At 67.5% G+C, this 10,961-nt stretch carries 13 protein-coding genes; 5 read left to right on the plus strand and 8 right to left on the minus strand.

Features of this window, described 5'->3' with window-relative positions; translation table 11 throughout:
* The 6 genes from UK23_RS51080 to UK23_RS46110 all read right to left on the minus strand — a co-directional run.
* Nucleotides 1–138 (minus strand): DUF3817 domain-containing protein (locus UK23_RS51080; RefSeq protein WP_045318199.1); only part of this gene is annotated, 138 nt, incomplete at its 3' end.
* Nucleotides 139–152: 14 nt separating this feature from the next.
* Nucleotides 153–488, minus strand: a complete 336-nt coding sequence (locus UK23_RS46090) for a hypothetical protein (protein ID WP_330770655.1) — start codon at nt 486–488, stop codon at nt 153–155.
* A gap of 199 nt (nt 489–687) precedes the next feature.
* A complete protein-coding gene (locus UK23_RS46095) occupies nt 688–1,182 on the minus strand; it encodes a hypothetical protein (protein WP_045318190.1) in 495 nt (164 codons plus the stop codon).
* 164 nt (nt 1,183–1,346) lie between these two features.
* Nucleotides 1,347–1,526, minus strand: coding sequence for a hypothetical protein (locus tag UK23_RS46100; RefSeq protein ID WP_419503933.1), 180 nt, complete (start codon nt 1,524–1,526; stop codon nt 1,347–1,349).
* A 348-nt stretch (nt 1,527–1,874) separates the two neighbouring features.
* Entirely contained in the window at nt 1,875–2,999 is a 1,125-nt protein-coding gene (locus tag UK23_RS46105) for a CaiB/BaiF CoA transferase family protein (protein WP_045318191.1), read from the minus strand.
* Nucleotides 2,996–4,132 carry an acyl-CoA dehydrogenase family protein gene (locus UK23_RS46110; RefSeq protein WP_045318192.1) on the minus strand — a complete coding sequence of 379 codons (1,137 nt, stop codon included), beginning with the start codon at nt 4,130–4,132 and terminating at the stop codon, nt 2,996–2,998. The genes UK23_RS46105 and UK23_RS46110 overlap by 4 nt, the downstream gene beginning before the upstream one ends.
* 107 nt (nt 4,133–4,239) lie before the next feature.
* Between UK23_RS46110 and UK23_RS46115 the strand changes: the two genes are divergently transcribed.
* From UK23_RS46115 to UK23_RS52375, 4 genes are read left to right on the plus strand one after another with little or no spacing between them, the layout of a single operon-like run.
* Nucleotides 4,240–4,674 (plus strand): GNAT family N-acetyltransferase, encoded by a 435-nt coding sequence (locus UK23_RS46115; RefSeq protein ID WP_045318193.1) that lies wholly within the window; start codon nt 4,240–4,242, stop codon nt 4,672–4,674.
* 56 nt (nt 4,675–4,730) lie between these two features.
* On the plus strand, nt 4,731–5,933 hold the full coding sequence (locus UK23_RS46120; RefSeq protein WP_045318194.1) for an acetyl-CoA C-acetyltransferase: 1,203 nt from the start codon (nt 4,731–4,733) through the stop codon (nt 5,931–5,933).
* A 3-nt stretch (nt 5,934–5,936) separates the two neighbouring features.
* Entirely contained in the window at nt 5,937–7,967 is a 2,031-nt protein-coding gene (locus tag UK23_RS46125) for a 3-hydroxyacyl-CoA dehydrogenase NAD-binding domain-containing protein (protein ID WP_045318195.1), read from the plus strand.
* Nucleotides 7,968–8,027: 60 nt separating this feature from the next.
* Entirely contained in the window at nt 8,028–8,165 is a 138-nt protein-coding gene (locus UK23_RS52375; RefSeq protein ID WP_156213880.1) for a hypothetical protein, read from the plus strand.
* A 1-nt stretch (nt 8,166) separates the two neighbouring features.
* On the opposite strand, the gene UK23_RS46130 is transcribed toward UK23_RS52375, so the two are convergent.
* Both UK23_RS46130 and UK23_RS46135 read right to left on the minus strand, forming a co-directional pair.
* On the minus strand, nt 8,167–9,117 hold the full coding sequence (locus UK23_RS46130; protein WP_045318202.1) for an AraC family transcriptional regulator: 951 nt from the start codon (nt 9,115–9,117) through the stop codon (nt 8,167–8,169).
* A gap of 216 nt (nt 9,118–9,333) precedes the next feature.
* Nucleotides 9,334–9,858, minus strand: coding sequence for a DM13 domain-containing protein (locus tag UK23_RS46135; protein WP_045318196.1), 525 nt, complete (start codon nt 9,856–9,858; stop codon nt 9,334–9,336).
* Between the two features lie 61 nt (nt 9,859–9,919).
* Here UK23_RS46135 and UK23_RS46140 point away from each other — a divergent pair, with 61 nt between their 5' ends.
* Nucleotides 9,920–10,270, plus strand: a complete 351-nt coding sequence (locus UK23_RS46140; RefSeq protein ID WP_045318197.1) for a hypothetical protein — start codon at nt 9,920–9,922, stop codon at nt 10,268–10,270.
* Nucleotides 10,271–10,961 lie beyond the last annotated feature (691 nt).

A 10,961-nucleotide genomic window follows, 5' to 3' on the forward strand; every position in this document is an offset into this window, starting at 1 on the left:
GCCGTGGATCGGGCCGACGACCTTCATGAACTGGCCCATGTCCGCGGCGTACTTGAGCACCATGGCCACGCACAGGAGCAGCAGGAAGACACCGACCACGTAAGCCATGACCCGGAACCGGGTCAACGCACCCTTCATCTGCCCGCCTTCGCTCAACGACCGTCCCGCGCGTTGAGGTCCGCGAGCATGCGGTTGTAGGCCGCGAGCTCCGCGTCTTCAGGATCGTCGAAGTGCTCGACAGGCGCGGGTTTGACGGCGTCAACGGTAGTCACCGGCTTCGCGGCGGGTGCAACCGGCTCTGGTGCATCGAGAGGCTCGTCACGACGCTGGCGCGCCAAACGGCGGAAACGCCACACCATGAAAGCCGGGAAGAGGCCGAAGAGCGGCCACTGGAGCACGTAACCGAGGTTCTGGAACGTGCCGCTGGCGGACTCGAAGCGCTGCCACTGCCAGTACGCGAGCCCGCAACAGGCGATCAGGGCCACCACACAGGCAAACCCGATCAACACTCGCTGGGGAGTAAGGAGGCCGCGCACGGCCTCCACACTACTTGGGTGGGGCCTCCCAGAAGGAGGCCGACCCGGTTGGGGGTCCGGGGGCTGGTGTGGGGGCTCGGCCCCCACAAGGCACCGTAGAACGAACTCCCGCGAGCGCGTTCCGCGAGCACACCTCTCCCAATTCTTCGTTCTACGCCACGCCGTCCCGGCGCTGCCTCTGCAGACGTGCGACACACCAGGCTGCGGCAGAACCGCGGCGAAGGTGCTGGAGAACCGTCATCGGACCCAAGCGCCGTCCGAGGTCGGCAGGAGTCAGGCCCGCCGCGCGGTAGTCGAGCGCGCGCTGGTCCAACGGGCTGATGCCCGCGTCCCACCACTGCTCGGCTTCGGCGACATCGCCAACCAGCTGCCAGTAGCTCGCTGCGGCAGCGAGCAACGCCTCGGGTGCCTCCGGCGCCCGCTTGCGCATCGCGGCCACGTAGGCCGGATCCGCCGAGTCGACCTTGACCAAGCCACGCGACGACCCGCCCCTGCCTCCCCGCTGTACGGGGATGCCTGGCGCCGAGGGGGGCGCCTCAGCGAGCCAAGCGTTCTTGATCCGGTTCACCTCCTGCATCTCTGCGTCATCAGACCGTTCAGCCGCCCACTGCTGCAACAGCTCGTGGACCCCGGAGTCCTCGACCATATGTGCCTCCTCGTCGGTCGGGGATCGGCCATTGCAGCGGAAGGTATTCGGTAGGTCTGACAATCGCCAGACCCTGAATCCCCAGAACACCCGTTACCAGTGCGTGATTGGCCGCATTCCACCCATCCGGCTCAACCCGAACGGTCGTGTCTCACCGAGAGTCACTAGGCGACGGGGGTCGCCGTCCCGAAGAGGCTCCTGATGAAGGTGATGATCGACTCCGCGCCCTGACGCAGCCAGCCGAGCACCTGCTGGACCGCGGCAGCGGACTGCTCGGGCTGGGTGATCAGGAGGAACAGCACCAGCGCGACGCCCGCCAGCACTAGCACCTTCTTGAGGTTCACAGGTACCTCTCCGTCCATCTCGCTCACTGGTCCAGGCGGCAGTCCGCCCGTGTCACCCGACATGGTCCCTCATTCACCCGGCTGATGAACAACGACCACACCGATCTGCCTCCAGGATCTACCAGCGACGCACGCCTGCGCGACGGGGAATGTCACCCGAATGGCGGCTAAAGAGGGGCTTCAGCAGCGCCGATGTCCTGGGCACGAGGTGAACACGGACTCCCTCGCATCCCACAGCTTGGACCAGACACTGTTGCACTGAGCCTCACCCGGACTCACCCGGATGCCGACGTGTCGGCATCACGCTCTGTCACCCCATCGTGTCTTCATTAATACGCACGCGAGCATTCATCCAATAACTCCTGCCCGACGCAGTTCCATAATTTGGGCATCCGCCACACCCATGTCGGCAAGCACTTCCGCGGTGTTCACCCCGACCGAAACGGGAGGGGTCGGAACCGACGTCGGAGTCCGGTCGAACCGCGGAGCCGGAGCCGGGTGCGGAGACCCGGAGACGTCCACGAACGTCGCCCTAGCCTCGTTGACCGGGTGCCGCGTCGCCTCCGAGGGCGTCAGCACCGGCGCCAGGCACGCATCCGTGTCCCGCGCGAGGTCAGCCCACTCGTCCCGAGGCCGGCTCTTCACCGCCGCCGCGATGCGTTCTCGCAGCTCAGGCCAGTTCGCCGGGTCGTTCCGCGTAGGTGCGTCCTCCAGGCCCAGCACGCGCACGAGGTCGGCGTAGAACTTCTCCTCCAGCGCACCGATGGCCACGTACTTCCCGTCCGCGGCCTCGTAGACGTCGTAGAACGGCACGCCGCCGTCGAGCATGTTCTCGCCACGGCCGCCCTGCCACATGCCCGCGCTGCGCATCCCGTGCAGGAACGTCGTCAGCAACGCCGCTCCGTCGACCATCGCGGCATCCACGACTTGGCCTCGCCCGGAGCGCTCCCGTTCGTACAGTGCCGCGAGCACGCCGACGGCCAGCAGCAGACCTCCCCCGCCGAAGTCGCCGAGCAGGTTGATCGGGAACGACGGCGGCCCGCCGGCCCGTCCGAGCGGCTCCAGCGCACCCGCGACGGCGATGTAGTTGATGTCGTGCCCGGCCCGGTCCGACAGGGGCCCGTCCTGACCCCAGCCGGTCATGCGTCCATATATAAGGCGCGGGTTGCGGGCGAGGCACTGCGCCGGACCGATGCCCAGCCGCTCGGTCACGCCCGGCCGGAAGCCCTCCACCAGCACATCTGACTGTTCGACGAGCCTGAGCACGAGCTCAGCGCCCTCCGGCTTGCGGGTGTCGATCGCGACCGAGCGCCGGTTGCGGCCCAGGAAGTCACCGGGGACGGTCGAGTGGCTGCCCGGCTTGTGCACCTGGACCACGTCCGCGCCCAGGTCGGCGAGCACCATGCAGCCGAACGGCGCGGGCGCCAACCCGGCCAGCTCGACGACGCGCAGTCCTGCCAGTGGGCCCGTCACAGGGACCTCGCGATGATTTCCTTCATGATCTCGTTCGTGCCGCCGAAGATCCGCTGGACGCGGGCGTCGGACCAGGCACGCGCGATCGGGTACTCGTTCATGTAGCCGTAGCCGCCGAACAGCTGCACGCACTCGTCGACGACCTTGCCCAGCCGGTCGCTGGCCCACCACTTCGCCATCGCCGCGGTCGGCACGTCCAGCTCACCGCGCAGGTGCTTCTCGATGCACTCGTCGACGAACGCCCTGGTCACGGCCGCCTCGGTGGCGCACTCGGCGAGCTTGAACCGGGTGTTCTGGAACTTCATCAGCTCCTTGCCGAACGCCGTGCGCTCCTTCACGTACTTCAGCGTCACGTCGACGGCGGCCTCGATGCCCGCGACCGAGCAGACGCCGATGATCAGGCGTTCCTGCGGCAGCTGCTGCATGAGCTGGACGAACCCGAGCCCCTCCTGGCCGCCCAGCAAGTTCGCGGCGGGCACGCGGACGTCGTCGAAGAACAGCTCCGCGGTGTCCTGCCCCTTCATGCCGACCTTGTCGAGCACGCGGCCACGCCGGATGTCGTTCTCCACGACGATCAGCGAGATGCCCTGGGCACCTCGGGCCGGGTCGGTCTTGGCCACCACGATCACCAGGTCGGCGTGCACGCCGTTCGTGATGAACGTCTTCGAGCCGTTGATGACGTACTCGTCGCCCTCACGCACAGCCTTCGTCCGGATGCCCTGCAGGTCGGAGCCCGCGCCGGGTTCGGTCATGGCGATCGCGCCGACGTACTCGCCGGACGCGAGCTTGGGCAGCCAGCGCTGCTTCTGCTCTTCCGAGCCGTAGGAGTTGAGGTAGTGGGCGACGATCCCGCTGTGGACGCTGTTGCCCCAGGCGCTGTCACCGGCGCGTGCCTGTTCCTCGAGCAGCACGGCCTCGTGTGCGAACGTGCCGCCGCCGCCCCCGTACTCCTCGGGGATGCTCAAGCACAGCAGGCCGACCTCTCCGGCGCGGCGCCACAGGTCGCGGTCGACCTGCTTCTGCTCGGCGAAGCGTTCCTGGTGCGGCGCGACCTCCTTCTCCATGAACGTGCGGGCGAGCTGGCGCAACTGGTCCAGGTCGCTGTCCATCCACCGCGATCGACGCTCTGCCATGCGTGCCACGAAACCACCCGGCAGTAATCCACGCCATGACCGCCGCGCCTGTCCGGGCCACGAAAACCTGAGCGAAATTCCCACCCTCATGAGACAGACTTCTCGGTATGCAGATCCACCAGGTCGCGCCGGACGACTGGGAACTCTGGCGGGACGTCCGGCTGGAGGCGCTCGGCGCGGACCCCGACGGGTTCGGGTCGACGCTGGCCCGCGAGCAGGCGTACACGGAGGACGACTGGCGGGAGTCCGTCGAGCAGGGACTGAAGCTCGTCGCACTCGCCCCCGGCCCGGTCGGCCTGGTCGGTGCCTACGGCAAGCCGAGCGGGCTGTACCTGTACTCGATGTGGGTGCGCGCCTCTCACCGTGGCCGTGGCGTCGGAGAAGCGCTGGTCAACGCCGTGCTGGCGTGGGCAGCGAAGCAGGGCTGGAAGCTGGTGCGGCTGCGCGTTTACGACGACAACCTGCCTGCCCGGCGGCTCTACAAGCGGCTCGGGTTCGTCGACTCCGACGAGCCGGAGCACATGGAGTTCCGGGTGAGCTAATCGGTCACCCTTCACGGTCATGGCCAGCTCCACTGAGCGGGCTTAGCGTGGGTGCCATGAGCGAAGCCTTGATCTTCGACGCGGTACGCACGCCGCGCGGCAAGGGGAAGCGCGGGTCGCTGCACAGCGTCAAGCCCGTCGCGCTGGCCGCCGGTGTGCTGCGCGCGCTGTCCGAACGCAACTCCCTCGACACCTCCGCGGTGGACGACGTCGTGTTCGGCGTGGTGTCACCGCTCGGCGAGCAGGGCGGCGACATCGCCCGCACCGCGGTGCTGGCCGCGGGATGGGACCAGCGGCCGGCGGGTGTGCAGCTCAACCGGTTCTGCGCGTCCGGCCTGGAGTCGGTGAACCTGGCGGCCGCGAAGGTCGCGTCCGGGTTCGAGGACCTGGTGGTCGCGGGTGGCGTCGAGTCGATGTCGCGCGTGCCGATGGGGTCCGACGGCGGCGCGTGGGCGATCGACCCCGGGACGAACTTCGACCTGTCGTTCGTGCCGCAGGGCGTGTCGGCCGACCTGATCGCGACGCTGGAAGGCTTCTCGCGCACGGACGTCGACGCGTGGGCGGCCCGTTCGCACGCGCTTGCGTTCGAGGCGCAGAAGAACGGCTTCTTCGAACGGTCCGTGGTGCCGGTCGTCGACCAGAACGGCACCGTGGTGCTGAAGGAGGACGAGACGATCCGGCCGGAGTCCACTGTGGAGTCGCTGGGCCGGTTGAAGCCCAGCTTCCAGTTCCACGGCGACCTCGGCTACGACACGGTGGCCATCGACCGGTACCCCACCGTCGAGCGCATCAACCACGTGCACACGCCGGGCAACTCGTCGCAGATCGTCGACGGCGCCGCGGCGATGCTGATCGGCTCCGCGGCGGCAGGTAAGACGCTCGGCCTCACGCCACGAGCACGGATCGTTTCCGTTGCGGTGGTGGGCACTGAGCCGACGATCATGCTGACCGGACCGGCTCCGTCCGCGCGCAAGGCGTTGGACAAGGCCGGGCTCTCGGTGGAGGACATCGACCTGTTCGAGGTCAACGAGGCGTTCTCGTCCGTGGTGCTGAAGTTCGTGCGGGACATGGGCATCTCCGAGGACAAGGTCAACGTCAACGGCGGCGCGATCGCACTCGGCCACCCGCTCGGCGCGACCGGCTGCATGATCCTGAGCACGCTGCTGGACGAGCTGGAGCGCCGGGACCTGCGGCGTGGCCTCGCCACGTTGTGCGTGGGTGGCGGCATGGGTATCGCGACGATCATCGAGAGGGTCTGAGAGATGCCTTTCCACTACGACAAGGACTCCGACGGCATCGTCACCCTGACGATGGACATGTCCGGCTCCGCCAACGTGATGAACGACGAGTACCGGAACCTGATGGGTGACGCGGTCTCGAAGCTCGAAGGCGACGAGATCACCGGTGTGATCATCACGTCCGCCAAGAAGACGTTCTTCGCGGGCGGCGATCTGAACGTGCTGATCGCGATCACGCCGGAGAACGCCTCACAGGCGCTGGAAGGTGTCGAGGAGCTCAAGTCCCAGCTGCGGCGCCTAGAGAAGCTCGGCAAGCCCGTGGTCGCCGCGATCAACGGTTCGGCGCTCGGCGGCGGGTTCGAGATCGCGCTGGCTTCGCACCGCCGGATCGTGTTGAACGACAACAGCATCCGCGTCGGCCTGCCGGAAGCCACGCTGGGCCTGCTGCCCGGTGGCGGTGGCGTGACGCGCATGGTGCGGCTGCTCGGCGTGCAGAAGGCGTTGCCGTTGCTCATGGAGGGCAAGCAGCTGCGTCCGGAACGCGCGCTGCAGGCCGGCATCGTGCACCAGGTCGTGGAAACGCGCGAGGAGCTGATCTCCGAGGCCCGTGCGTGGATCCTCGCCAACCCGGCGCCGACGCAGCCGTGGGACGTCCAGGGCGCGGGTGTGCCGGACCTGAAGTTCGGTGACCCCAACAGCTACGGGTTGCTCGGTGCGGCGCCAGCCGTGCTGCGCAAGAAGTCCCACGGCGCGTACCCGGCGCCGGAGAAGATCATGGCGGCGGCGGTCGAGGGCGCCTACGTCGACTTCGACACGGCGCTGAAGATCGAGGGCCGCTACTTCGTGGAACTGGCCTCAGGTCAGGTTTCCAAGAACATGATCACGGCGTTCTGGTTCAACCTCAACGAGGTCAACGGCCGCGCGTCGTCGTCAGGCAAGCGCGTGGCCAAGCTCGGCGTGCTGGGCGCGGGCATGATGGGCGCTGGAATCGCCGAGGTGTCCGCGAAGGCCGGTATCGAGGTCGTCCTGAAGGACGTCACGCTCGAAGCGGCCGAGAAGGGTGCTGGGGGCCTGGAAGGCGTCAAGCCGACCGACTCCGACGAGGATCTGGCCGGCTGCGACCTGATCATCGAGGCGGTGTTCGAGAACCGCGAGCTGAAGAACAAGGTTCTCGGTGCCGCGGAAGCACAGGCGTTGCCCGACGCCGTGATCGCGTCGAACACCTCGACGCTGCCGATCACCGGGCTCGCCGCGGCGGTGCCGGACGCCGAGCGGTTCATCGGCCTGCACTTCTTCTCGCCGGTGCCGAAGATGCGGCTCGTCGAGATCATCCGCGGCGAGCAGACGTCCCAGGAGACGTTGCAGCGGGCGCTGGACTACGTGCGGCAGATCGGCAAGACGCCCATCGTGGTCAACGACTCGCGCGGCTTCTACACCTCGCGCACGTTCGCGACGTACGTGATCGAGGCGATCACGATGCTGTCCGAGGGCGTCGCGCCGGCGTTGATCGAGAACGTCGCGAAGAAGGCCGGCATGGCGGTCGGCCCGCTGGCCGTGTCGGACGAGGTGACGCTGTCGCTGCAGCTGAAGATCCACGACCAGACGCTGGCCGATGATCCTTCGCTGGTGTCGGAGAGCACGGCCTACGACCTGATCCGCGAGATGGTCGGCTTGGGGCGCAGCGGGAAGTCCACGGGTGCCGGTTTCTACGAGTACCCCTCGGACGGCTCGAAGAAGTTCCTGTGGCCCGAGCTCACGACTCGGTACGTCAAGGCCGACGCCGGCGTGTCCGAGCAGGACGTGCGGGACCGGCTGCTGTTCGTGCAGTCGCTGGAAACCGTGCGGTGCCTGGACGAGGGCGTGCTGACGTCCGTGGCCGACGCGAACATCGGCTCGATCTTCGGGTTCGGGTTCGCGCCGTGGAGCGGTGGCACGTTGCAGTTCATCAACTCCTACGGCGTCCAGGCGTTCGTGGAGCGCGCGGACTACCTCGCGGACACCTACGGGGAGCGGTTCCGCCCGCCGGCCTCGCTGCAGGACCGCGACCAGTTCTGACCTTTTGGGAGGTTTTGGAGCCCTTGCGGCCGTCCACCGGACGGCCGCAAGCTCTGTCGCATGAAGAAGATGTTCACCGCGATCGTGTCCGCTGCCGCCGCGATGCTGGCCCTGGCCGGCCCGGCCTCCATCGACACGCTCCTGCCCCAGGCCGATTCCATCCAGGCATCGGACGTCGGCGACGCCTGGGACTGGTGACTCAGGCCCGGTAGGAACCGGGCGACGACCCGGTCCACCGCTTGAAAGCCCGGTGGAAGGCGCTCGCCTCGGAGAACCCGAGGCGCAGCGCCAACTCCTCCACCGACTCCCCGCCCCGCACCAGCGAGGCCACCGCCTGGTCGCGCAACAACTGCTCGCGCACCTCGCGAAACGACGTCCCCTCAGCGGCCAGCCGCCGTCTCAACGTCGGCGCCGACACCCCGAGCTGCGCCGCCACGGCGTCCAGTCCGCTCATCCCGCGCCCGAGCAGCCGCCGCACGTGCCCCGCCGTGTCAGCCCCGTGGTCCCGGCGCGACAACAACTCCGCCGGCGAGTGCCGCAGGAACCTCCGCAACGCCGCCTCGTCCTGCACCACCGGCATGCGCAGGAACTTCGGGTCGAACGAGATCGCCGTGGCCGGCGCGCCGAAAGTCAGCGGGCACCCGAAGATCAGGTGGTACTCGGCGGCGTGCACCGGTTCCGGATAGGCGAACCCGGCCTCCTGCAGCGGAATGCGCCGCCCGATGAGCCACGACGAGAAGCGGTGCCACAGCACCAGCAGCGACTCCGTCAGAAAGTGGTCGGGGTCGCCGGGCACGTGCAGCTCGAAGCGCCCCGCGTTGAGCGACAGGTCCAGCGGCTCGTCGAACAGCGCGTAGAACGCGAGCCCCCGCCTCAACGCCGACTCGAGGTCCGGGCAGTGCACCGCCAGCAGGCACATCATCGCGAACGTGCCGCGTTTCGACGGACGCGGCCCGAAGCCCATGAACTCGTCGTCGAGCACTTCCCAGAGCGTCTGAATGAGCTTCGTGTACTGAGCGGGCGTGACCCGCGCCCGGTCGTCCGCGAGCAGGCTGGGCGGAATCCCGGCTCCCGCCAGGACCTCGGACGGCGACGGGCACGCGCGCAGTGCCGCGCGCACGTAGTGGATCGCCACGGTCCGGGTGTGCACGAACAACACTAAAACGCCACCGGCGGTGACGCGGCTCCGGGGGGAGTTGGAGTCGCGTCACCGCCGGTCGAGGGCCCACCCAGTGAGCCGTACTCCTCGCCAATGGGGCTTCCGCACGCCCATCGGCAAGGGACGATGTTGTGTCCTGTTGTTGACGCTATGTGGTCTAGACCAGGAAAGTCAATAGTGTGAACAGAGCAAGCCCTGGTTGATGTTTCATACTTGTTCCAACGGTGCTACCGCGAACCCCGCCGAGAACCGCTGACACCAGATCACGACACTCCGAATGGCGGACACGTCCACGCCGGCAGGAATTTCGTACACCTGGTCGCCACGATTTCCCTTCAACTTGCCGAGACTCGTGAATCCCTGACCAAACGTTTTCTCCGGCGAGTCCGACGCGTGCGGCGAGAGATAAACGTGCAGGTCAGGACCATCACTCGTGTCCAACGCAGCGAACTGCACCGAGTACGCGTTGTTCGGCAGTTTGATGAGGCTCGCCTTACCGGTCGTCGCGTGCTCAAGTGAGCGCCACTCGCCTACCGCAACCTCCTTGGGCGATTCCGGCACCTGAGTGGGCGTGTGAGTGGGCATGGACGCAGTCGTCGAGGCGGGCACGAGCAGCGCTTCATGCGTTTCGCGAACCGTCAGAAGCCGCCACGGCTGGAACAGGTACAACCCGACCCCGAGCGCAACAACCAGCACGACTGCGACAGGAACCAGAATTCGACGTTGCGGCATACCGAAAATACTGGCCCGAACCGGTCCAAAAAGAGCTTACGGAGTTGTTAGGGTCCTCTCCGTGGCGACGCAGGCGAGGATCGGCCAGGCCGTGCTCGGTGTCCTGATGGTCGGCTGCGCGCTGACAGGCCTCTTCCCCAAGCCCGTCCCCCTCCTCTTCGCCATAGCCGCCGTGGGCACGGCCAATGCCGCCTTCCCGTTGATGCGCACCTTCGGCTCCGCACTTCTGGGCGGCGTGGCAGCGGCCTCCATCGCCCTCAGCTCCGTCCCGTTCGTCACCTGCTCCTCAGAACGCTTCACCGATGTGTTCACCTGCACGGGTGACGCTCCAACGTGGCACCTGACCGGAACCGTGCTGGTGGCAGGCCTTTCCGGGGCCAGTCTGGTACTCGCCCGGATCACAGATCAGTGACAGCGATCACTCAACCGGGGCCATCAAGGAGCCGATAAGGCAAGCAGGTGAGCGTTCTCCTGCGACCGGCCCAGCCGGTACTGTGCCAGGAGCGTGATCGCCCGACTCCATCCCGTGAGCATCTCGAAGGAGGACTGCTGTGCGCGCACTGTGGGCCGCAGGTGGCTCCGCCGTGCTCGGGTCCGCGTTGCTAGGCGTTCTAGTGGGCATGGCGATCCACGGCGTGGCAGAAGAAGCCCCGCCGAACAGACCTCCCGCCTCCAGCTGGATCACCTCCACCCCGAACCCGTCATCCAGCTCAACAGGGTCCTCGACCTCCGAGAGCGCCCCGTCGTCGAGCCCCGACAGCTCGCCCCCGAGCACACAAGCCACTCCGAAGAAAACCACCACCCCACCCCCAGCCGTGACGAACCCGGCCCCGCCGCCCCCACCAGCGGCCACCACCACCCCGCCACAACAGCCTTCGGGTTGGCCGTGCAGCCCCCTGAACCCGCTGCCCCCACCCACCTGCAAAAACCTGGAAAACGGCCAATAACCACACCCACCCCAGTTGGCGGTAGTTACAGGCTTTCCGATCAAGAGTTGGTAGTACTTGCAGACGCCAAAACCCCCGACGCCGAAGGCGGCGGCCCTAAGCGATGCCGAAGGCGAGCAGTACCGATGGCGCAGCCGAGGCGTCTTGGCTTTTGCC

Source organism: Lentzea aerocolonigenes (assembly GCF_000955955.1).
GTDB classification, from domain to species: Bacteria; Actinomycetota; Actinomycetes; order Mycobacteriales; family Pseudonocardiaceae; genus Lentzea; species Lentzea aerocolonigenes_A.